Below are 22110 nucleotides of genomic sequence, written 5' to 3'. Positions count from 1 at the left end.
CGTGGCCGTCGCTGTGCCGGACAGGATCGTTATCGTCGGGGCGGGGCAGGGCGGCCTTCAGGCGGCGATCTCTCTGCGGCAGGACGGTTTTGCAGGCACCCTGACCCTGATCGGTGGCGAAAGCGGTCTGCCCTACCAGCGTCCGCCCCTGTCGAAAGCCTACCTCAAGACCGGCGACGCCGAGGCGCTGCGCCTTCGGCCGGACACGTTCTTTGCCAAATCGGACATCGCGCTTGTGACCGGCGTCTGGATCGACCGGATCGACCGAGACGCCCGGACGGTCCATGCGGGCGACCGGTCGTTTTCATACGACCACCTGATCCTTGCCACCGGCACCCGCAACCTGCGCCCGCCGATCCCGGGCGTTGACCGCGCGCTGGACCTGCGCACGCTGGACGATGCCCTGCGGCTGCGCGGCGCACTGGACAGCCCGAAGCGGTGTGCCGTCATCGGCGGCGGTTTCATCGGGCTGGAATTCGCGGCCGTCGCGGCAAGTCTGGGGCACACCGTCACCGTGGCCGAGGCCGCCCCCCGCCTCATGGCGCGCGTGGTGTCGCCGCAGATGTCGGACCGGTTCCTGCGCCTTCATCAGGATTTGGGCAATACCATCCACCTCGATGTTCCGGTCACCCAGGTGACGGATCGCGGCATCGCGCTGAAGGACGGCACGACCGTCGACGCGGACGTGGTGCTGCTGGCCGCCGGCGTTGTGCCGAACGCCACGCTGGCCGGGGACGCGGGCCTTGCCACCGATAACGGCATCATCGTCGATGACCGCCTGCTGACCGATGATCCGGCGATCTCCGCGCTTGGCGATTGCGCGGTCTTTCCCGACCCCGTCACGGGCCGCCCCGTGCGGCTGGAAAGCGTGCAGGCCGCGACGGACCATGCGCGCCTGATCGCGCGCCGGTTGCTGGGCAAATCGGACGATCCCTATTCCGCCGTGCCGTGGTTCTGGTCCGATCAGGCCGATGCGAAACTGCAAATCGCGGGCCTGGCCACGCCGCAGGACGAGGCGGTGACGGGACCGGACGGCACCGTCTGGCGCTTTGCGGGTGACAGGCTGTCGGCGGTCGAGACGATCAACACTCCGAAAACCCACATGCAGGCGCGCAAGCGGCTGGCCGGCGCGCCGGTGGACCGTGCCGCGCTGATCGCCGCCGATTTCGCGCTTGCCGATCTTTGACAGGACGATTTCATGACCGCATCGACGACAATCCTGATCCCCGGCCTGATCTGCGACCGCACGGTCTGGGCGCCCTTTCTGGACCGGCTGGACGGCGCCATCGTCGCCGATCTGACGACACAAGACGACATCACCGACATGGCCCGCGACTGCCTTGCGCTGGCCGAGGGCCGGCTGCGCGTGGCGGGGCATTCCATGGGTGCGCGCGTCGCGATGGAGATGGCGCGGCTGGCGCCGGACCGGATCGACAGGCTGGCGCTGCTGGATACCGGCATCCATCCGCTGAAGGACGGCGAGCGTGCGAAACGCGACGAGATCGTGGCCTTTGCCCACGCCAACGGCATGCAGGCGCTGTCGGACCGCTGGCTGCCCGGCATGGTCCATCCCGACCGCCACGGCGACGCTGACCTGATGGACGCGCTGACCGCCATGGTCCTGCGCCAGTCGCCGGATATCCACGCACGCCAGATCAAGGCGCTTTTGAACCGCCCCGACGCGGCGGCCTATCTGGCCGACATCGCCTGCCCCGTCCTGCTAATGGTGGGCGCACAGGACGCATGGAGCCCAGTGTCCCAACACGAGGCCATGCTCGCCCTGCTGCCCGACGCGCGACTGGTCGTGATTGACGACGCGGGCCATTTCGCCCCCGTCGAGCGTCCGGACCAGACCGCCGCCGCCCTGATCCCGTTCCTGACAGAGGAGAGTGCCTGACATGCCACCGATCAGATCCCGAGAGGACGGCGACCGAATTCCGCAGACGCCGCTGTTCGACCGCGACCGCAACACGGCCGGCTACGCGATCAACAAGATGGCCAACGGGTTGTCGCAGGCCGAGAACCGCGCGGCCTTCAAGGCTGACGAATCCGCCTATATCGACCGCTTCGGGCTGACGCCCGAGCAGAAGCAGGCCGTCATGTCCCGCGATTGGGAAGAGATGATGCGCCTTGGTGGCAATCTTTTCTACATCCTCAAGATCTCGGCCGTCGATCCGACGCCGATCACGCAGATCGGGGCCGCGCAGGCGGGTCTTAGCCACGAGGATTTTCTGTATCAGCGTCTAGGGAAGAAAAAGAATGGCTAAAATCATCGGCGGGCTGGGCACCAGCCACGTGCCGTCCATCGCGGCGGCCATCGACAAGGGGCTGGCGGACAGCCCCGACTGGAAACCGCTTTTCGACGGGTACATCCCGGCCAAGAAGTGGGTTGCGGACAAGAAGCCCGACATTGCGGTCGTCATCTTCAACGACCACGGCAACGCGTTCTTCCTGGACAAGATCCCGTCGCTCGCCGTCGGTGTCGCTGACCGCTACCGCCCGGTCGACGAAGGCTGGGGGCCGCGCCCCGTGCCCGATTTCGTCGGCGCGCAGGACTTTTCGTGGCATCTGGTGGATACGATGGTGGCGGAGCATTTCGACCCGCTGGTCTGCATGGAACTGGATGTGGACCACGGTTTGCAGGTCCCGATGGAGCTGTTCTTTGGTCGGCCAGAGGCCTGGCCCGTGAAGATCGTCCCGATTCTTGTCAACACGATCCAGTATCCGATCCCGACGCCGCAACGCATGTGGGAACTGGGAAAGACCCTGCGCCGCGCCATCGAAAGCTGGGACACGGACGAGACGGTCGCGATCCTCGGCACCGGCGGGCTGTCGCATCAGTTGCAGGGCAGCCGCGCGGGCTTTATCAACGCCCCCGCCGATCAGGCGTGGCTGGCGGAAATCGGTTCCAACCCGCAGAAATACCGCGACATGACGCGCGAGGATTATGTGGAAACTTTCGGCTCCGAAGGGGCAGAGCTGATCATGTGGCTGGTGATGCGCGCGGCCATGGACGACGCTGTGAACACGGTCCATCACCACTACTATTCCCCCGCCTCCATGACCGGCACCGGCATGGTCGTGCTGGAAAACGCGGGCGCGGCGTGATGTTCTTTCTGATGCAATGCACCCACCACCCCGACATGGACGCGCAGCGCGACAGCCTGCGCACCGATCACCGGGCCTGGGTCGCATCCGGCGGCGACGGGCTGGCGCAGGTCTTGGTCGGCAGCGCGACATGGGCGGAGGATGGGACCGCGCTCGGCAATTTCGGCATCCTGCGGGCCGCGTCCCGGGCCGACGCGATGGCCTTCGCCGAAGGTGATCCGTTCGCCAGGGGCGGTGTGGTGTCGGACATCCGGCTGACGCGGCTGGCCGACGGCTTTCAGGCGCAGCGGATCGACCCGATGACCAAAGCCTGAACGCGCCACCCTAGGTGTTCAGTCCCGCACTGTGGTGGTAGCTTATCGCGCCAGCAGAGGGATGCGCTATGGGACAAGTTCTTCACGGATGCGCCACGGTGAGGCATTGCGCCGCCACTGGTCCGAGGCCGATGCCGAACGCACGCTGTCCGAGCAGCGATAGAGCGATTGAAAGCTTCGGTCCCGCAGATCGCCGAACGCTACGGGTTGAACAAGAAGACTGTCCGCAAGTGGCGGAGCCGAAAGACGGTCGAGGACACAGCGATGGGTTTGAAGAACCCGCGTTCGACGGTGCTTTCGCCAGAGCAGGAGGCGGCCTGCGTCGCCTTCCGTCGTCATACACTGCTGCCGCTCGATGACTGCCTCTACGCGCTGCAGGACAGCATTGCGGAGCTGACGCGCTCGAGCCTTCACCGGCTCTATCAGCGTCACGGCATCTCTCGGCTCCCTGACATGAAGTCAGAAACCGAGCTGAAGAAGGCGTTTAAAGCCTATCCGATCGTCACCATCCACATCGATATTGCGGAAGTGCGCACCGACGCAGGCAAACTGCATATGTTCGTCGCCATCGATCGGACCTCGAAGTTCGTCTTCGTGCGGCTCGGAGAAAGCGACGAGGGCCACCGCCTGCCAGTTCCTACGCGCTCTGATCGAGGCCATTCCCTACAAGATCCATACCGTGTTGACGGAGCGAGCCGACGAAGGCGCCATGGATTCGAGCCCGGCAGCGAGCGGCGTCCAGTTCTGTCATCCGCCGCGTTATCGGCTGGTCGATGCAGAGCCGGCAGACGACCGACGTCGTGCTGCAGGCATTGCTCATGGCGGTCTGGCGTCGAAAGCTGAAAAACACGGTCCTGATCCATTCCGACCAGGGCTCCCAGTTCACCAGCATGGACTGGGCAACGTTCCTGAAGCACCACAATCTCGAGCACTCGATGAGCCGTCGTGGCAACTGTCACGATAACGCCGTGGCCGAAAGCTTCTTCAATCTCCTCAAGCGCGAGCGGATACGGCGAAGGACCTATCGAACACGCGAGGAGGCAAGGCAGGACGTGTTCGATTACATCGAGATGTTCTACAACCCGAAGCGCAAGCACGTCAGGAACGGGATGCTGTCACCCGTTCAGTTCGAACGGCAGCAGGAAACGTAACCCGAGGGCGTCCACAAAACTCGGGGCTATTCAACGACCAACTTCGGCAGCACCTCACGGACTTCGTCGCAGCCTACAATTTCGCGCGTCGTTTGAAGACCCTAAGAGGCCTCACGCCCTTCGAGGCCATCTGCAAAGCTTGGACGGAAGAGCCGTTCAGGTTCACTTATGATCCGCACCACCAAATTCCGGGACCGAACATCTAGCTTCCGGCGTATGCCGAGATATTTGAAAAGAAGGACGAGCGGCACGAAGCCGTTCCGATATCCCGTGCTGCATGAGCGGCCTTAGGTAACAACTTCGCGATTTGGTCAGGCGTCATGCGAACGGACGGACCGGCGACGCTCAGAGTGCCAATGCAGTCATAGGCAAGATGACGAGTGATCGGGAAAGCTACAGCGGACGTTCCGGGCTCGAACACCTCATGGATTTCAGAATGTCCAGCACGGCGGGCGCGATCGACATAGTCCATGACCTCGCTGATCGTCTTGGGAGCATTTGGACCGTGACCGGAACGGATACCCTGTTTCGCGACGAGTTGGAGTGCGGCGTCATCTGACATAGTTGACAGAAACGCAAATCCGTTCGAGGTCGCGCCCAGATAGACTTCCGGTTCTTCCTCTGGATTGTATTGCAGCCCCCTGCGCGCTCCCCGCGCCTTGGCTGTTCGCATGAGTTTGTCGCCTTCAACGACGCAAAGCATTGCGAGTTCGCCAGTTTCTTCTGCTAAGCGATCAAGTATCGGCAGGATCAGATCCGTAATGCCGGTGGCGATCTGGTGCACCAGCGCCAGCGATGACAGCTTGACCGTCAGACTGTACATTCCGCGTTCGTGTTCCTGCCGAACATATCCCATCTCGCGAAGATCATTCATCAGGCGATGCGCCCCGCTCCTCGGCAGTGAGAGTTTAGCCGATATGTCGGCCAGATGAAGACCGTCAGCGTGACATGCCAGCAATTCGATGATGGATAACGCGCGATCTCGTGACGACATCCAGTCCTCCTTGTCTCAATCAACCATGTCTCATTTGGAACAAGCGATCAATATCATTGACTCGTTGTTACCAATGTGCGATTTGGAACATGTTCCAAAAACCTGGGAGGGTCAGTGTGGAGCTCAAGACGCTGCCTATTACGGGACGGACTCGGCTTTATCTGGTCATCGGAGACCCCGTGGCCCAGGTGCGAGCGCCTGAGCTGATGAACCCAATCATGCAATCGTTGGGCCGAGACGCTGTGATGGTCTCACTCCAAATCGCTCCCGAACAAATCGACCAGCTTCTTCCGTCTCTCCTAAGGTCGCCGAACCTCGATGGTATTTTGGTCACGATCCCTCATAAGTTCTCCGCTGCCCAGCACGCCGCAAAAGTCAGTCCTGCGGTCGAAAAAGCTGGATGCGCGAACGCGCTTCGTCGGACGTCAGAGGGTTGGGAAGCCGAGAACTTCGATGGCATCGGCTTCGTCCAAGGTTTGAGCGCGAGCGGCTTCGACCCTGCCGGCAAACGAATTCTCGTCGTGGGATCGGGCGGCGCGGGAGCTGCGATAGCGGCCGCCATCGTGGACGCCAAGCCCAAAATGATTGCCTTATTCGACATCGAACATGGGCGCAGCCGCCGATTGGCCGATCGTCTCGCGAATGGAACTGCGGGAGTAAGCGCCATCGAAGTGCTTCCCGATGCAGCGACATACGACCTCGTCGTTAACGCCACGCCGCTGGGTCTTCAGCCTGGCGATGATCTGCCGATTGCCGTTGAAACCCTATCGCCGGGCACGCTGGTCGCCGACGTGATCATGAAGCCTCAGGAGACGGCGCTCCTCAAGAAGGCGCGCGACATGGGCTTCGGCACCCATCTTGGCATCCATATGCTTGACGCACAAATCGACATGTATTGCCGATTCTTCGGGCTGGCATCGGGCATCGGCGATGATCGGACGATCGGCGCATGAGCTACAACTTCGACTTCCAAGTCTTGCTTCCGTACTGGCCTCAGCTCCTTTGGGGATGCTGGATGACCCTGTGCTTGGCGGCTCTTTCCGTCGCCTTGGGCTTCCTGATTGGACTGCTGGCGGCTGTTAGTCGCAATAGCATGATCGTATGGCTTCGCTGGGTTGCAGTTGGTTATGTGGAACTGATCCGCAACACACCGTTCTTGCTGCAGATTTTCTTCATTTTCTTCGGACTTCCGACTCTTGGCGTTAGTCTGAGCCCATGGCCGGCAGCCGTGCTGGCCCTGTCTCTCAATTGCGGCGCCTTCGCGTCTGAGATCATCCGACAGGGCATCGACTCCATACCGCGCGGTCAGCTGGAGGCAGGGCGGGCCTTGGGCCTGAATGCGGCGATTATATTTCGCTATATTGTGCTCAAGCCCGCATTGCGCATCATATTTCCCGCACTTGCTGGGCAGTTTATCTTGGCGCTGCTGACGACAAGCATCGTCTCGTCGATTTCTGCGGAAGAACTTACATCAATAGCTCAATCTATCGATACTGTAACATTCCGAAGCTTTGAGATATACTTTACAATAACATTATTGTATTTCATCATGTCATATGTATTTGCATCTATATTTAAATTGATCACAAAACAGTTTTTTTCTTATCCGATGAAGTGAGGGTACGATCTTGGTCAATATTCAGCAATTCGACGCTTCATCGGTCCTTTTCATCTTTTCGGGGCTCTGGTCGACCATTGTCCTGTCGCTGATTGCCTTTGCTGCCGGTGGGCTGGTCGGCCTCCTGGTCGCTCTCCTGCGCACCAGTGGGGTCCGTGTACTCGAGCGCCTGGCGACGGGCTATATCGACTTTTTCCAAGGGACGCCGATGCTCCTGCAGCTGTTCCTTGCCTATTACGGCTTGCCTCTGTTGGGTCTGAGGGTGAGCCCATGGGTGGCAGTGACCGTCGGACTCATGCTGCATGCGAGCGCCTATCTGGGAGAGATATGGCGCGGAGGCATTCAAGCCGTCCCCAAAGGTCAGTCGGAGGCCGCATCGGCTCTGGGCCTGTCCTATTTCCATCGTTTGCGCGACGTGGTTTTGCCACAGGCCATCCGGCTTTCGCTCGCGCCGACAGTCGGGTTTTCCGTCCAGCTTATCAAGGGCACGTCCCTGGCCGCGATCATCGGCTTCGTCGACCTCACGCGGTCTGCTCAGATCGTCTCCAGCACGACGTATCAGCCGCTGCTGGCATACGGTGTTGCGGGGCTGTTTTACTTCGGACTTTGTTTCCCGTTGTCGTATTTCAGCGTTCAACTCGCCAGAAAATACAACAGAGCTTCTTGAAGCGGATCATCCGCAATGTGGAGGAGAAGACTATGAACACATCCAATATCAAATCGGTCTGGGCGCGTGGACGACAACATGTCCTCGCTCTCGCCATGGCAGGCCTGCTCGGGGTCGGGCTGACTAGCGGCGCGGCCGCCCAGAGATCGGTGGAAGACATCAAGTCTTCCGGCGTCTTGCGCGTCGGCTCCCAGGTTTCCCAGGTACCTTGGGGCTACACCGATGCGTCTGGCAAATTGACCGGCTTCGACATCGAACTGTCCCGGATGGTCGCCGAGGACATAGGCGTGGAACTCGAAACGACGCCGGTCACATCGTCGAATCGTGTCGCCACCCTTTTGACCGGGCAGGTGGATGCGCTTGCCGCTGTCATGGGCATCTTCCCGGACCGGCAGAAAGTGGTGTTATTCTCCCGTCCTTACGTCAACAACGATACCGTATTCATCGGGCGTACCGATCTCGACGTAAAAGGATATAAGGACCTATCGGGTCTGCGTGTCGGCGTCCCGCGTGGTACGCCTCAGGATATCGGACTCACGGAAGCGGCCCCGGAAGGCGCCACGATCCAGCGCTTCGACGACGATGCTACGACGGTTCAGGCACTCCTGTCCGGCCAGGTCGACGTGATCGGCGGGGCATCGACCCAGATGGGGAATATCGACCAAGTGGCCGGCTCCGGTCGCTTCGACCAGAAGTTCGTGGTCGCTCGCGCTTTCAACGCGTTCGCCGTTCAGCCGAACAACCGGGAGCTTGCCGATTACCTGAGCGATTTCATTGCGCGCAAGCTTGAGAGCGGTGAGATCGCCGAACTGTACGCGAAGTGGATCGGCGGCGAGTTGTCAGAACTGCCGACCACCGGCGAAGGCCCGGAAGCGCTGCCGATCAGCGTCGAATAATTTCAACCCTGAAGCAGACGGGGCGGCTTGTTCGCCCCGTTCGGCACTGGCGAGGTGACAACGTGCGCAGCAATTTGGACGAGCGTGGAACTGAAACCCGACTGCCGCAAAGCCTTGGCAAACCAATCATTGCGATTAAGAATTTGCACAAGTGGTTCGGCGGATTCCATGCGCTCAAGAACATCAATCTCGATATCGCCGAATGCGAGAAGGTCGTCATCTGCGGTCCTTCGGGCTCCGGAAAGTCGACGCTCATCAGGTGCATCAACCATCTTGAAGTTTTTCAGCAAGGGCAGATCGACGTGGATGGTCACCAGCTCACGCCGGTTGCCCGCAATGTCGATGCCATCCGCGCCGAGGTCGGGATGGTCTTCCAGCAGTTCAACCTGTTTCCGCATCTGACCGTGCTCGAAAACTGCATGCTGGCGCCGCTCCGGGTAAGGAAGCTGAGCAAGTCCGATGCTCGCGCCATCGCGATGAAATATCTCGAGCGTGTCCGAATACCCGAGCAAGCGTCGAAATATCCCGCCGAACTGTCGGGCGGTCAGCAACAGCGAGTGGCGATCGCGCGCGCTCTGTGCATGTCGCCGAAGATCATGCTTTTCGACGAGCCCACCTCAGCGCTGGATCCGGAAATGGTCCGCGAAGTCCTCGACACGATGGTGGGGTTGGCCGAGGAGGGGATGACCATGCTCTGCGTCACGCACGAGATGGGGTTCGCCCGCAGCGTCGCGGACAGGGTGGTTTTCATGGCCGGCGGCGAAGTCGTGGTCGATGCGCCCCCGACGCAGTTCTTCGACAATCCGGACAATGCTCGACTGCAGGATTTTCTCGGTCAGATCCTGCACTGAATCCTATCAGGTCAACAGAGGCTGCGCCTTTTGCCAGATCGGCAGCTCGGTGAGCCAATCGTGGTCGTCGCAGGACCCGGACTGATTGACCGACCCTATCGTCACTTTCGCTGGTCCGAAGACCGACGGCACCACGGCTTGTTTCCCATTTCTGCACAGGTTCACGAGGTTCGAGCTATGCTGCCTGGACACTATTTTGAAGACGTCGAAGACGGTTCGGTGCATTGGACACCCGGAGTGACCGTCACGGAAACGCACATCGTCAGCTATGCGGGCATCACCGGAGATTTTTCGGCGGTTCATGTCGACGAAACATTTGCCTCCCAAACGGGGTTCGGCGGTCGCATTGCCCATGGTTTGCTGGGCCTCAGCATCACCGACGGGCTGAAGGTTCAGGCTTCGATTTTCCGGGTCGGCGTGGCGCTCTCCTGGTCTTGGGCTTTCAAGCTTCCCATCCGGGCCGGAGATACGGTGAGAGCGCGACTCGAGATCACGGCGAAGCGCGTTTCGAAGAGCAAGCCGGATATGGGCATTTTCACGATCTCGGTGAAGTTGCTCAATCAACGGGACGAGACCGTTCAGGAGGGCGAACACCTCCTCATGGTGCCGCGCCGCGCCACCCCGGCAGAGCAGGAGAGCTGATCGTGCGTGACAAGTTCGTGACGGCGGAGCAGGCTGCACAACTCATTCCCGACGGTAGCACTGTCGCGCTGATCGGCGGTGGCGGCGGGCTGATGGAACCTAACAAAGTGTTCCGGGCCGTCTCACAGCGGTTCAGATCGGAAGGCCGCCCCAACGCCCTGACTGTGGTTCACGCGCTCGGAATCGGCGACAAGAAGACCGAGGGAATGAACCATTTTGCCTACCAGGGCATGGTCAAGCGGGTGATCGGGGGGCACTGGGTTTGGTCCCCGGAGATGCAACGTCTCGCCCGCGACAACGCCATCGAGGCCTATGTGCTGCCCAGCGGCTGCGTGATGCAGCTTTACAGAGAGATTGCCGCGAAGCGGCCCGGCCTGTTCACCCATGTGGGGCTTGGAACATTCGTCGACCCCCGCCACAACGGCGGAAAGATGAACGATGCGGCTCAGGATGACCTCGTCGAGGTGGTTCAGATCGGTGGAACCGAGCTGCTGTGGTACAGATCCTTCGGGATCGATGTCGCGATCATCCGTGGATCGTTCGCGGACGCCGATGGCAATATCTCTCTCGACCAGGAAGCTGCCAATATCGACATCTATGCCGCCGCATTGGCTGCCCATAACTCCGGTGGGATCGTCATCGCTCAAGTCAGGACGGCGGTGGCGCGTAATTCTCTACCGGCGAGAGCAGTGCGCGTGCCTGGGGCGATCGTCGATGCGGTGGTCGTCGACCCGGACCAGAAGATGAGCTATGCGCTCGACTACGACCCGGCAATTTCCGGCGAGATCCGGCCCCCCGCCGATCGCTCTCCTCCATCGCTCGGCCAGGATATCCGGTCTTTGATAGCGCGGCGCGCCTATGAGGAGCTCCGAGAAGGTAGCGTCATAAACTTTGGCGTGGGGATTGGCGAAGGTGTCGCAACGCTGATCGCCGAGCGCGGTGAGAAGGATCTCTATTATCAGACGATCGAACACGGCACCTACGGCGGATCCCTGATGGTGGGAGATCTGTTCGGCTATGCGCGCGGAGCATCGGCGATGATCGACGGTCCGTCACAATTCGATTTCTATTCGGGCGGTGGCCTCGACATCGCCTTTCTGGGCTTTGGTGAATGCGACGCCGGGGGCGACATCAACGTATCGAAGCTGGGGGGACTGACCGTCGGTCCAGGTGGGTTCATGGACATCGCTCAAAACGCCAAACGGGTCGTATTTTGCGGGACGTTCGACGCGAAAGGCGGAAAATCAACCATTCTGCGAGGCGGTTTGAGGGTAGAGCGTGCTGGCGACGTGCGCAAGCTCGTCAAAAAGGTCGAACAAGTCACCTACTCGGCTCGACGCGCGCTCGAGCGGGGTCATACAGCCACCTTGATCACCGAGCGCGCTGTCTTCGAATTCACTCCTGATGGCATGCTGTTGAAAGAGGTGGCTCCCGGTCTCGACATCAAAAAAGACGTTCTCGACCAAATCGGTTTCGATCCGCTGATGCCTACGACGCCCATCACTATGGCGCGAGAGCTCTTTCAAGGAGACGCCGCACAATGAAATACGTCAATCTCGGTCGCACCGGCCTCAAAGTCTCAAGAATTTGTCTCGGATGCATGAGCTACGGCGACCCAGCCAAGGGCGAACACAGTTGGGTGCTTGGAGAGGAAGAGGGGCGGTCATTTCTGAAGGCAGCCCTCGACGCAGGCGTGAATTTCTTCGATACAGCTAACATCTACTCTGACGGGGCCAGCGAGGAGGTTCTGGGGCGGGCTTTGCGTGATTTCGCCGTACGGGACGACGTCGTCGTGAGCACCAAAGTGCACGGACGGATGCGAGATAGCGCCAACGGTGGAGGACTTTCACGAAAGGCAATTCTTGCGGAAGTAGACGCAAGCTTAAAACGGCTAAGAACGGATTTCGTCGACATTCTGCAAATTCATCGATGGGATCAAGAGACGCCCATCGAAGAGACCTTGGAGGCTTTGGACACAGTCGTGCGCCAAGGCAAAGCACGCTATCTTGGCGCCTCCTCTATGCATGCTTGGCAGTTCATGAAAGCGCTCGGACTTCAGCGTGCGCATGGCTGGGCACAGTTCGTCATGATGCAGAATCATCTCAATCTTTTGTACCGTGAAGAAGAGCGGGAAATGCTGCCCTTGTGCCGATCCGAAGGGATTGGTGTCACCCCTTGGTCGCCATTGGCTCGTGGCCGCCTCACTCGCGCCTCGGACGGGAACAAGAAAAGCGCGAGATATGCCTCAGACCATGTCGGAGCACGCTACTACGCCAAGACAAGCGAAGCCGATGAAGACATTATCGCAAGGGTTGGAGAGATTGCGTTGCGTATTAACCGCTCACGAGCGGAAGTGGCTCTTGCTTGGCTTCTGGGAAAGATGGAAGTGACGGCGCCCGTCGTCGGGGCCACCAAAGACCATCATCTCGCAGCAGCCCTCGCTGCCGTGGACCTGGTCCTGGAGGAGGAGGATGTCTTCTTTCTCGAAGAACCGTATGGGCCACGCAACGTTTCTGGCCATGCTTAAGGTGTTGGAAAAATGAAAACATCGATAGCCACCGTTTCGATTTCCGGGGATCTTGCGGAGAAGCTTTCGGCCATCGCGATGGCGGGCTTCACAGGCGTCGAGATTTTCGAGAACGACTTTCTGGCCTTCGACGGCGGGCCGCGCGAGGTCGGTCGCATGGTCCGGGACCATGGGCTCGATATTCTCCTCTACCAGCCCTTCCGCGACTTCGAGGGCATGCCGGAGCCGCAAAGGTCGCGGGGCTTCGAGCGGGCGACGCACAAATTCGACCTAATGGAAGCACTCGGTACGGATCTCATGCTGATCTGCTCTAATGTCTCGCCCATCGCGCTTGGCGGTGTCGACCGCGCGGCGGCCGATCTGCGGGAACTCGGCGAACTCGCGGAAAGCCGAGGCCTCAAGATCGGCTATGAGGCACTTGCCTGGGGCCGGCATGTGAACGACCATCGTGACGCTTGGGAGATCGTTCGGCGGGCCGATCATCCGGCCGTCGGCCTTATTCTCGATAGTTTCCATACGTTGGCGCGAGGGATCGATCCCCAGACGATCCGCTCGATCCCTGCCGACAAGATCGCCTTCGTCCAATTGGCCGACGCCCCGAAGATCGACATGGATCTTCTTTATTGGAGCCGGCATTTCCGCAATATGCCGGGTCAAGGCGATCTCGATGTCGCCGCCTTCATGCGAGCGGTCGCCTCTACGGGATATGAAGGCACCGTGTCGCTGGAAATCTTCAACGATCAGTTCCGCGCCGCCTCACCGCGCTCGATCGCCCTCGACGGCTATCGCTCGCTCGTCAATCTATTAGACCGAGTCAGACGCGAGGAAACGGCGACGACGCTTGCCGCCCTGCCGGCGATTCCGCCGCAAATTTCGGCGTCCCATATCGAATTCGTCGAATTCGCGGCCAACGAGACAGAGGCCGAGGAACTCGACGCTTTCTTCACCGGCATGGGCTTTTGCGAGGTCGGGCGTCATATATCCAAGGACGTCGCTCTCTATCGCCAGGGCGGAATTCATCTTCTTGTGAACACCGAGCGGGAGGGCTTTGCGCACTCGGCCTATATCGTCCACGGCACAAGCGTCTGCGATGTCGGACTGATGGTCGAAGATGCCGAAGCGACCCTTCAGCGGGCAAAGGCCCTGAAGGTAGATGTATTCGAACAGCCGGTCGGGCCGGGCGAACTCACGATTCCAGCGGTGCGTGGAGTCGGCGGAGGCCTCATCCATTTCCTCGACCAGGGGAGTTCGCTGAAAGACGTGTGGGACATCGAGTTCCGTGGTGACGAAGCGAACACGGGTGAGGAGAACCAAGGCGTAGGTCTCCTCGCCATCGACCATATCGCTCAGTCAATGAATTACGAGGAGATGCTGACCTGGACGCTCTTTTACACCTCGCTGTTCAAGACGCAGCGAAAGCCGATGGTGGACATCGTCGATCCGGGTGGCCTTGTGCGCAGCCAAGCGATCGAAGGGGATGGCGGCACTTTGCGCGTTACCTTGAACGGAGCTGAGAACCGCCGCACTCTTGCCGGCCATTTCATCGCCGAAAGCTTCGGCTCATCGGTCCAGCATCTCGCTTTTCGCACCGAGGACATTTTCGAGACGGTGGCGAAACTGGCGGAGAAGGACTTCCGCCCCCTTTCAATCAGCGACAACTATTATGACGATCTCCAAGCCCGCTTTGGCCTCGATCCGGCCCTCACCGATCGGCTTCGCGAAGCCAATATCCTTTACGACCGCGACGAGATAGGCGGAGAATATTTCCAACTCTATAGCCAGACCTATGGCGAAGGGTTCTTCTTCGAAATCGTTGAGCGGCGCAGCGGCTATGACGGCTACGGCGCCGCCAACGCTCCCTTCCGTATAGCCGCCCAAATGCGGAGCCTTCGTCCGAAGGGCATGCCGAAGCGATAGGCCTCTGCTCCTTTCGCTCTCCTACACCAGCGGGCCTAGAACGGAATCGATCCACGGGCGCAATCGGCAGATTCGTCCGGCCTCAAGCTTCAGGGACCGAATTGCATTTGACCGAGAAGTGAGGCTGACCTCGCCGTCGCGGCACCAGCTGTCTCGCAGAGTTGCGGCAAAACCATCCATTCGAGGGTCCAGGCTGCGCCCGAGCGTTCGTTCTCGTGAACCATCGCTTGGGAGAGTGTTCCTAAAAGCCCTGCGGCGTGGCGCGCGAGGGCAACGAGGAGTTCGGCGCCGACGGGGTTGTTCTTGTGGGCCATTGCCGAGGACCCACCGCCACCAGCAAGTTGCACCGACCTCACCCCGCTCTGCGACATCAAGGCAATATCTTGGCCGATTTTCCCGAGGGTGCCGGTCAGAACCATCAACGCCTGGCCAATCTCCAGAATAGGTGTGCGGTCTGAATGCCAGGGCGGCGCATCGCGCAGTTCAAGACGCCCTGCGGTCCCGGCGCGGATCGCCTCGTAATGGACACCCAAGCTCGATCCGTCACCAATCGGGCCGCCAAGTTGGATCGGAAGGGACTTGGAGACAGCGGCGAGTTTGAGTCGGTGTGCCCGAAGCGGATGCGCCCATGTCTCGAGCTTATCCCGGACCGTGAATGGGAGAGCCGCCTGCATCCGCGTCTGCGCCATCAGAGGGTGCGCACCGGTATGCCGCTCGTGACGCTCCAAAGCGCCAAGTATCCGTTCGACGCGCTCGTCAAGAAGAATGAGAATGGAGCGGATGCGCAGCATCAATCCACTATCGATTATATCCTGACTGGTCGCGCCGAGGTGGACCTTATCTCCGGCGTCGTCCGCAGCCATACGCAGCGCGCGGACCAGCGTCGGAATCACGACGCCATCGCGTTCCAGTCCCTCGCGCAGGGCTGTCTCGTCCGGCAGTAAGTTGCGACAAGCAGCTTCTATCCGCTTCGCTGCAGCGGGTGCGATCACGCCGGAAGAGCCCTGAGCGCCTGCAAGTGCTGCCTCCACGCGCAGGAGCGCCTTGATCTCGGCCTCGGGTTCGAAGAACGCTGCGATCTCGCAGTCGCCTGTCAGCGATGTTAGTAGCGGCGTCATGGGCCGGCTTTAGTCCCGTTCGAGGGCGATGGCGACGCCTTGGCCGACCCCGACGCACATGGTGGCGAGCGCCCGGCATCGACCCTTCTGGGACAATTCGAGTGCCGCCGTCCCGGTAATGCGCGCACCCGACATGCCGAGCGGATGGCCGAGCGCGATCGCTCCGCCGTTCGGATTGACGCGGGGGTCGTCGTCGGCGATCCCGAGATCGCGCAAGATGGCAAGCCCTTGAGAGGCGAATGCCTCGTTGAGTTCGATAACGTCGAAATCGTTCTGAGTGAGCCTTAGGCGGGCCATTAGCTTCTTGGACGCTGGTGCCGGGCCGAAGCCCATAATGCGCGGAGGAACGCCTGCGGCCGCGCCACCGAGAATCCGAACGATCGGCGTCAGCCCATGGCGCTTGGCCGCCTCTTCGCTGGCAACGATCAGCGCTGCCGCTCCGTCATTGACGCCCGAGGCGTTGCCCGCCGTGACCGTTCCGCCCTTGCGGAAGGGCGTCGGAAGCTTAGCAAGCGCCTCCAAGCTTGTCGCGCGCGGATGTTCGTCGGTCTCGACGACGATCGGATCGCCCTTGCGCTGGCGGATTGCTACGGGAGTGATTTCCTGAGTGAACCACCCACTCTTTTGAGCGGCAGCCGTCTTTTCCTGGGAGCGCAGGGCGAAGGCGTCTTGGTCGGCACGGGTCACGCCGAAATCGTCGGCGATGTTCTCGCCGGTCTCTGGCATGGAATCAACGCCGTACTGCGCTTTCATCACCGGATTCACGAAGCGCCAGCCAATGGTCGTATCGTGGATCTCAGCATGGCGCGAGAAGGCGGTCGCGGCTTTCGGCATGACGAAAGGAGCACGGCTCATGGATTCAACGCCGCCTGCAATCATCAATTCGGCCTCGCCGGCCATGATCGCACGGGCGGCCATGATCACGGCATCCATCCCCGATCCACAAAGCCGGTTGATCGTGGTACCGGAGACGGTCTCGGGAAGCCCCGCCAGCAGTGTGGCCATGCGCGCGACGTTGCGATTGTCCTCGCCCGCCTGGTTGGCGCAGCCCAAAATCACGTCGTCGACAGCTTCCCAGTCGACTGAACCGTGACGCTCCATCAGAGCCTTCAGGGGCACCGCCGCGAGATCGTCGGCCCGCACGGATGAGAGCGCGCCGCCGAAGCGGCCGATCGGAGTGCGGAGATAGGCGCAGAGAAATGCGTGAGGCATGGTTTAAAGCTCCGGTGCAGTAAGGTCGCCGACATGGTCGGGAATGACCATTTCCGCGCCTGTCATTGCCTGCAACTCGTCGAGGGAGAGGGATGCCGGCTTCTCACGCAGGACGAAGCGTCCTTCCTCGATGTCCAGCACCGCATGGCTCGTATAGACGCGGGTGACGCAACCGACGCCGGTCAGCGGCAGGGCGCAGCTCTTTACCAACTTCGGCTTGCCGTGCTTCGTCACGTGATCGGTAATGACGGCGACGCGTTTAGCGCCATGCACCAGATCCATCGCTCCGCCGACGGCCGGAACGCCCTTCGGCCCTGTCGACCAGTTGGCGAGATCCCCCGTCTCGGCCACTTCGTAGGCGCCGAGGATCGCCACATCCAGATGGCCGCCGCGTATCATGGCGAAGGAGTCCACGTGGTCGAAGAAGGCCGTGCCGGGCTTCTGAGTTACCGCCTTCTTGCCGGCATTGATGAGGTCCCAGTCCTCCTCGCCCTCGGGCGGCGCTTTCCCAAAGCCGAGAATGCCGTTCTCGGTGTGGAAGATAGCGGAGCGGCCGGACGGCTGGAAGCGGGCGACGGCCTCCGGCAGTCCGATGCCAAGATTGACATAGGCGCCGTCGGCGATGTCCTGGGCGGCCCGCCAAGCGATCTGGATGGAGGAAAGGCTGGTTACCATGATAAGGCTTTTTCAGGATAGACGGCATTGGCGCGGTTCAGGAACTCTTCCTGTGCCGGATCGGAAATCTCGACCACCCCTTGCACGAAGATGCCGGGTGTAACGACGTGCTCGGGATCGATCGCACCCGGCTCCACGATTTCGGACACCTGGACGATGGCGTTGGCGGCGGCCATGCACATGGCGGGCCCGAAATTGCGCGCCGCCTTGTTGAAGACAAGATTGCCGAAGCGATCCGCCTTGTGGGCTTTCACGAGCGCCACATCTGCCTTCAGCCAGGCCTCGCGTACATAGGGCTTGCCGTCGAAGCTCGCGACGGGCTTTCCCTCGGCGAGATCGGTGCCGTAACCGGTCGGCGTGAAGAAGGCAGGGATGCCGGCGCCACCCGCGCGGATGCGCTCGGCGAGCGTTCCCTGCGGCACCAGCTCCAACTCGATCTCGCCGGCAAGGTAGCGCTCGGTGAAGACGCGCGGATCGGCCGATCGCGGATAGGAGCAGATCAGCTTTGCCACCATGCCTAGCTCGATAAGGGCGGCAAGGCCCACATGGCCGTTGCCGGCATTGTTGTTGACGACGGTCAGCCCGTTTGGCGAACCGGTCTCGATAAACCGGTCGATGAGAGCGTGGATCAGCTCGATCGGCGCGCCGGAGCCGCCGAAGCCGCCGATCATCACGGTGGCGCCGTCGGGGATGGCGGATACCGCTTCGGCAAGGCTGGGAATGGTCTTGTCCATGGAATCGTCACATATCGAGGAAGACGGTTTCGCCATCGCCCTGAAGGCGGATGTCGAAGGTGAAAACTGGCAGGCCGTCGCGCATGGTTTTCGGCGCGATCAAGGTTTGACGGCGCTCGGCGCTCTGAACACGCGCCAGAAGCGGATCGGCCGCGTTCGCTTGCCGCTCGTCCCCGAAATAGAGCCGCGTGTGCAGCCCGATGTTGATGCCGCGCGCGACGATCCACACCGTGATGTGAGGCGCTTGCTCCCGCCCGTCCGGATAGGGGACGCTTCCCGGCCGGATTGTCTCGAACCGGTAGGCACCCACCGTGTCAGAGACCGGCTGACGCGCCCATCCAAGAAAGGCCGGATCGGCGGTTCCGCGCGTTTCCTTCGGCGAGGGGTAAAGTCCCTCCGCGTCCGCCTGCCAGATCTCGATGAGAGCGTCGCGGACCGGCTCGCCCGATCCGTCGAAGACCTGACCCTCGATCACGATCCGCTCGCCTTTTGTCTGCGGACCGATGATGGCAAGACCCAGATCCTCCTTCCAGACGCCTGCGATCTCCACCCAGTTCGGATTGGTGCCGATATGGACGTAGGGGCCCGCCGTCTGGGACGGGCTTTCCTTCATCTCTTCGTAGAGGCGCTGGACCATTAGTTGCCCTCCATCCGGTTCTCGAACAGGGTCGAGCGACGGCCGCGCAGGACGATGTCGAACTTATAGGCGAGGCTGTCCATGGGAATGGTCGCGCTGCGGTCGAGCGCGGCGACGAGCTGTTCGATAGCATCGCGATTGGGGATTGTCTTCACGATCGGGCACTGCCAGATCATCGGATCGCCCTCGAAATACATCTGGGTGATCAACCGCTGAGCGAAGGCCTGGCCGAACACCGAGAAGTGAATATGGGCCGGGCGCCAGTCGTTGACCCCGTTCGGCCAGGGATAGGCGCCGGGTTTCACCGTGCGAAACTCGTATCGTCCCGCTTCGTCGGTTATGGCGCGCCCGCAACCGCCGAAGTTTGGGTCGAGCGCCGCGACATAGCCCTCTTTCTTGTGGCGGTAGCGCCCGCCGGAGTTCGCCTGCCAGAACTCGAGGAGCGCACCTGGAACAGGCCGGGCATTCTCGTCGAGGACGCGGCCATAGACGACGATCCGCTGGCCGATCGCCTCGGTGCCGTCTTTCGAGAAGTTACGGATGAGGTCGTTGTCAAACGGGCCTAGAATGTTGTGACCGAAGACCGGACCGGTCTCCTCGGATGCCGTGGTCGGCAATGAAAGGAGCGCGTGGCGTGGCGAGCGCAGCACGGACGTCTTGTAGGTCGGGGTGAAGGCAGGGGGATGCCAGTCCTGGTCGCGCTGATAGTAAGATCCACTCATCGGGAGGCCGCCTCCATTTCGGACAGTGCAGTCTTTGCGATCTTGATCGCGTGGTTTGCCGCCGGAACGCCCGCATAGACGGCCACATGCATAAGGACTTCCGCAATGTCGGTCGCGTTCGCCCCAGTGTTGGCGCTGGCGCGCACATGCATTGCCACTTCGTCGTCCTGGCCAAGGGCGGCGAGAAGAGCGATCGTCAGCATGGAGCGTTCGCGGTGCGTAAGGTTGGGGCTCGACCAGACCGAGCCCCAGGCGCCTTCGGTGATGAAGCGCTGGAACGGCGCGTCGAAGGGTGTGATCGCGGCGCTTGCCCGCTCAACGTGGGCGGGGCCCAGAACCGCGCTGCGGGTAGCCATTCCCAATTCATAACGATCACTGGTCTCGCCGGATCGGGCGACCGCGCCATTGATGTGACCCGCGATGGCCGACGCCACCTCAACCGGGCGCTCGAGGCAGGGCAAGTGGCCGGTGCCCTCAATCGTGCGAAAGGTGGCGCCTGGAATGCGTTCAGCGGTCGTCTTGACGAGAGCGAGCGGCGTCGGGGCATCGCCATCACCTACAATTGCGAGGGTAGGCGCGGAGATCTGAGAGATCACATTAGTATAGTCTGCGTCTCGGAGCGCCTCGCAGGCGGCGCGGTAGCCTTCGGACGTCGTGCTGGTCAACATGCGCCGCCAGGCTGTAAAACGCTGCGGTTCCCGATCCGAATAGCCTTCCGAGAACCAGCGCACTGCGACCTGATCGGCGATCGCCGCGACGCCCCCCTTCTCGATCGCAGCGATCCGATCATTCCAGGCGTCTGCTTCGCCGATCTTCGCGGCGGTGTCCATCAGGATCAGGCCTTCGAGGCGGGCAGGCGTATGGACCGCCAGATGCTGGGCGATCAGGCCGCCGATGGAAAGCCCGACGATCGATGTCGTCTGCCAACCGATATGATCGAGAAGCGCCGTGACATCGTCCGCAAGGAGCGCAATCGACACCGGCCGCGAGCCGGGTTCGGTTAGGCCGTGACCACGCATGTCCATCAGAAGAATATCGAAGCGATCCTCGAGCAACACTACGACCTCTTCCCAGATCCGCAGATCGGACCCGAGTGAGTTGAGGAAGACGAGGCGTGGCGCCCCTGCCCGGCCGGTCCGGCAATAATGCATCGTCACTGCGTTCGCGACTGCGAATGCCATCGGCGTCCTCCAACCCTGTTGGACGCTTCAGTACATCGCTTGATTGCTTATGGAAAATGATATTTCGTGTGCCCAAAATAACTTGACGGTTATATTCATGCTTCCCACCGCTATTCGCATTCGCCATCTCAGGGTATTTGTCGCCGTCGCGCATCGCGAAAGCGTGGTGAAGGCTGCGTCAGATCTCTCCGTTACGCAACCTGCGGTCTCGAAGACGATCAAGGAACTTGAGGCGATCCTCGGCGTCCAGCTTTTGACGCGGGACCGGCAAGGCACCTTTCTTTCGCCCTTCGGCGAAATCTTCCTGCGCCATGCCGAAACCGCGCTGGCGGCCGTTCGTCAGGGCGTCGAAGCACTTTCGGACGCGACTTCCCCGCATGCCTTGCCCGTGCGCGTAGGGGCGTTGCCGACTGTCTCGGCGCGCCTTCTGCCGGAAGCGATCCGGCGTTATGGAGCCGAAGGGCTCGGGGCTATTCCTCGGATCGTGACCGGTCCGACCGCCTATCTTACAACACAACTTCGCGAAGGCGGCCTCGATATCGTTATCGGCCGAATGGGCCCGCCCGACGAAATGGCAGGTCTTGTCTTTGAGCATCTTTATTCCGAGTCAATCGTCTTTGCGGTCCGTGCTTGCCATCCGCTGCTGAGTAGAAATCTTTCTTTAGGCAATATGACAGAATTTGAATGCATTTTGCCGCCACCAGGCTCAGCTATCCGACCTGTTGTTGATCGTCTCTTTGTCGCGAGAAACTTGCCTCAGCCGAAACGTATTATTGAAACCGTGTCTCTCGCGTTCTCACGCGCCTACATGCTTTCTGGAAATGCAATTTGGGTCATTTCAGAAGGCGTTGTACTTCCCGATTTGCAAAGTGGGGTCTTGGCATCGATCCCCGCAGTAAAACATGACACAACCGGTCCGGTAGGCATTACACTCAAGACCGGCTTACCGCTATCACCTCACGCTGAGATCTTTCTGCGTCATGTTCGTGAAGTTGCTAGCGAAATCGAGACACTAGGCCACGCGGACAAAGGTTGACGTATTTCCGTTTGGTTGATTCAAGGCTGCCATTTGGAGGCAGTTTTGGGCGAACGCATTGGGATATCCGACGAAGACTGGGCGATCATCGAGCCCCTCCTGCCTGCGGA

At 60.9% G+C, this 22110-nt stretch carries 23 protein-coding genes and 3 pseudogenes; 18 read left to right on the top strand and 8 right to left on the bottom strand.

Going from position 1 to position 22110, the window contains the following annotated elements; translation table 11 throughout:
- Nucleotide 1 precedes the first annotated feature (1 nt).
- From ABDX79_RS18640 to ABDX79_RS18605, 8 genes and pseudogenes are all read left to right on the top strand, one after another.
- Nucleotides 2-1186, top strand: coding sequence for an NAD(P)/FAD-dependent oxidoreductase (locus ABDX79_RS18640; protein WP_346221812.1), 1185 nt, complete (start codon nt 2-4; stop codon nt 1184-1186).
- A 12-nt stretch (nt 1187-1198) separates the two neighbouring features.
- Nucleotides 1199-1897 carry an alpha/beta fold hydrolase gene (locus ABDX79_RS18635; protein ID WP_346221811.1) on the top strand — a complete coding sequence of 233 codons (699 nt, stop codon included), beginning with the start codon at nt 1199-1201 and terminating at the stop codon, nt 1895-1897.
- Nucleotide 1898: 1 nt separating this feature from the next.
- Nucleotides 1899-2267, top strand: coding sequence for an extradiol ring-cleavage dioxygenase (locus tag ABDX79_RS18630; protein WP_346221810.1), 369 nt, complete (start codon nt 1899-1901; stop codon nt 2265-2267).
- Nucleotides 2260-3108, top strand: a complete 849-nt coding sequence (locus tag ABDX79_RS18625; RefSeq protein ID WP_346221809.1) for a class III extradiol dioxygenase family protein — start codon at nt 2260-2262, stop codon at nt 3106-3108. Before ABDX79_RS18630 ends, ABDX79_RS18625 begins: the two co-directional genes overlap by 8 nt.
- Nucleotides 3108-3422 (top strand): YciI family protein, encoded by a 315-nt coding sequence (locus ABDX79_RS18620; RefSeq protein WP_346221808.1) that lies wholly within the window; start codon nt 3108-3110, stop codon nt 3420-3422. Before ABDX79_RS18625 ends, ABDX79_RS18620 begins: the two co-directional genes overlap by 1 nt.
- A gap of 68 nt (nt 3423-3490) precedes the next feature.
- Nucleotides 3491-4119 (top strand): annotated as a pseudogene (locus ABDX79_RS18615) (helix-turn-helix domain-containing protein); the annotation flags it as partial.
- Between the two features lie 55 nt (nt 4120-4174).
- A pseudogene (locus ABDX79_RS18610) lies at nt 4175-4573 on the top strand (IS3 family transposase); the annotation flags it as partial.
- A 32-nt stretch (nt 4574-4605) separates the two neighbouring features.
- Nucleotides 4606-4779, top strand: a pseudogene (locus ABDX79_RS18605) (IS481 family transposase); the annotation flags it as partial.
- Here ABDX79_RS18605 and ABDX79_RS18600 read toward each other — a convergent pair.
- Nucleotides 4776-5567 carry an IclR family transcriptional regulator gene (locus ABDX79_RS18600; RefSeq protein ID WP_346221807.1) on the bottom strand — a complete coding sequence of 264 codons (792 nt, stop codon included), beginning with the start codon at nt 5565-5567 and terminating at the stop codon, nt 4776-4778. The pseudogene ABDX79_RS18605 and the gene ABDX79_RS18600 overlap by 4 nt on opposite strands.
- A 116-nt stretch (nt 5568-5683) precedes the next feature.
- Here ABDX79_RS18600 and ABDX79_RS18595 point away from each other — a divergent pair, with 116 nt between their 5' ends.
- From ABDX79_RS18595 to ABDX79_RS18555, 9 genes are all read left to right on the top strand, one after another.
- Nucleotides 5684-6520 carry a shikimate dehydrogenase family protein gene (locus tag ABDX79_RS18595; RefSeq protein ID WP_346221806.1) on the top strand — a complete coding sequence of 279 codons (837 nt, stop codon included), beginning with the start codon at nt 5684-5686 and terminating at the stop codon, nt 6518-6520.
- Nucleotides 6517-7185 (top strand): amino acid ABC transporter permease, encoded by a 669-nt coding sequence (locus ABDX79_RS18590; protein WP_346221805.1) that lies wholly within the window; start codon nt 6517-6519, stop codon nt 7183-7185. Before ABDX79_RS18595 ends, ABDX79_RS18590 begins: the two co-directional genes overlap by 4 nt.
- Before the next feature lie 10 nt (nt 7186-7195).
- Nucleotides 7196-7852, top strand: a complete 657-nt coding sequence (locus ABDX79_RS18585; RefSeq protein WP_463671203.1) for an amino acid ABC transporter permease — start codon at nt 7196-7198, stop codon at nt 7850-7852.
- 32 nt (nt 7853-7884) lie between these two features.
- Nucleotides 7885-8748 carry a transporter substrate-binding domain-containing protein gene (locus ABDX79_RS18580; RefSeq protein WP_346221804.1) on the top strand — a complete coding sequence of 288 codons (864 nt, stop codon included), beginning with the start codon at nt 7885-7887 and terminating at the stop codon, nt 8746-8748.
- Between the two features lie 101 nt (nt 8749-8849).
- Nucleotides 8850-9599 carry an amino acid ABC transporter ATP-binding protein gene (locus ABDX79_RS18575; protein WP_346221836.1) on the top strand — a complete coding sequence of 250 codons (750 nt, stop codon included), beginning with the start codon at nt 8850-8852 and terminating at the stop codon, nt 9597-9599.
- Between the two features lie 219 nt (nt 9600-9818).
- Complete coding sequence (locus tag ABDX79_RS18570) at nt 9819-10241, top strand: MaoC family dehydratase (RefSeq protein WP_346221803.1); 423 nt, start codon at nt 9819-9821, stop codon at nt 10239-10241.
- 2 nt (nt 10242-10243) lie between these two features.
- The gene (locus ABDX79_RS18565) at nt 10244-11785 is read left to right on the top strand and encodes an acyl CoA:acetate/3-ketoacid CoA transferase (RefSeq protein WP_346221802.1); all 1542 of its coding nucleotides are present in this window, start codon (nt 10244-10246) and stop codon (nt 11783-11785) included.
- Nucleotides 11782-12768: an aldo/keto reductase gene (locus ABDX79_RS18560; RefSeq protein WP_346221801.1), complete on the top strand. Its 987-nt coding sequence runs from the start codon at nt 11782-11784 to the stop codon at nt 12766-12768. Before ABDX79_RS18565 ends, ABDX79_RS18560 begins: the two co-directional genes overlap by 4 nt.
- A gap of 12 nt (nt 12769-12780) precedes the next feature.
- Nucleotides 12781-14685 (top strand): bifunctional sugar phosphate isomerase/epimerase/4-hydroxyphenylpyruvate dioxygenase family protein, encoded by a 1905-nt coding sequence (locus ABDX79_RS18555; protein WP_346221800.1) that lies wholly within the window; start codon nt 12781-12783, stop codon nt 14683-14685.
- Between the two features lie 89 nt (nt 14686-14774).
- On the opposite strand, the gene ABDX79_RS18550 is transcribed toward ABDX79_RS18555, so the two are convergent.
- Genes ABDX79_RS18550 through pcaDC form a run of 7 tightly spaced genes read right to left on the bottom strand, consistent with a single transcriptional unit; the run spans nt 14775 to nt 20964 of the window.
- On the bottom strand, nt 14775-15803 hold the full coding sequence (locus tag ABDX79_RS18550; protein WP_346221799.1) for a 3-carboxy-cis,cis-muconate cycloisomerase: 1029 nt from the start codon (nt 15801-15803) through the stop codon (nt 14775-14777).
- A gap of 9 nt (nt 15804-15812) precedes the next feature.
- A complete protein-coding gene (gene pcaF, locus ABDX79_RS18545; RefSeq protein ID WP_346221798.1) occupies nt 15813-17015 on the bottom strand; it encodes a 3-oxoadipyl-CoA thiolase in 1203 nt (400 codons plus the stop codon).
- A 3-nt stretch (nt 17016-17018) separates the two neighbouring features.
- Nucleotides 17019-17690 carry a 3-oxoacid CoA-transferase subunit B gene (locus tag ABDX79_RS18540; RefSeq protein ID WP_346221797.1) on the bottom strand — a complete coding sequence of 224 codons (672 nt, stop codon included), beginning with the start codon at nt 17688-17690 and terminating at the stop codon, nt 17019-17021.
- Nucleotides 17684-18424, bottom strand: coding sequence for a 3-oxoacid CoA-transferase subunit A (locus ABDX79_RS18535; RefSeq protein WP_346221796.1), 741 nt, complete (start codon nt 18422-18424; stop codon nt 17684-17686). The genes ABDX79_RS18540 and ABDX79_RS18535 overlap by 7 nt, the downstream gene beginning before the upstream one ends.
- Before the next feature lie 7 nt (nt 18425-18431).
- A complete protein-coding gene (gene pcaG, locus ABDX79_RS18530; RefSeq protein ID WP_346221795.1) occupies nt 18432-19061 on the bottom strand; it encodes a protocatechuate 3,4-dioxygenase subunit alpha in 630 nt (209 codons plus the stop codon).
- Nucleotides 19061-19783 (bottom strand): protocatechuate 3,4-dioxygenase subunit beta, encoded by a 723-nt coding sequence (pcaH, locus tag ABDX79_RS18525; RefSeq protein WP_346221794.1) that lies wholly within the window; start codon nt 19781-19783, stop codon nt 19061-19063. The genes pcaG and pcaH overlap by 1 nt, the downstream gene beginning before the upstream one ends.
- Nucleotides 19780-20964 carry a bifunctional 3-oxoadipate enol-lactonase/4-carboxymuconolactone decarboxylase PcaDC gene (pcaDC, locus tag ABDX79_RS18520; protein WP_346221793.1) on the bottom strand — a complete coding sequence of 395 codons (1185 nt, stop codon included), beginning with the start codon at nt 20962-20964 and terminating at the stop codon, nt 19780-19782. Before pcaDC ends, pcaH begins: the two co-directional genes overlap by 4 nt.
- A 97-nt stretch (nt 20965-21061) precedes the next feature.
- Between pcaDC and pcaQ the strand changes: the two genes are divergently transcribed.
- Entirely contained in the window at nt 21062-22000 is a 939-nt protein-coding gene (gene pcaQ / locus ABDX79_RS18515; protein ID WP_346221792.1) for a pca operon transcription factor PcaQ, read from the top strand.
- Nucleotides 22001-22110 lie beyond the last annotated feature (110 nt).

Source organism: Fulvimarina fulva (assembly GCF_039652615.1).
Taxonomy (GTDB): Bacteria; Pseudomonadota; Alphaproteobacteria; order Rhizobiales; family Rhizobiaceae; genus Fulvimarina.
Note: the sequence above shows the minus strand (reverse complement) of the source record. Positions and strands in the feature narration are given on the sequence as shown.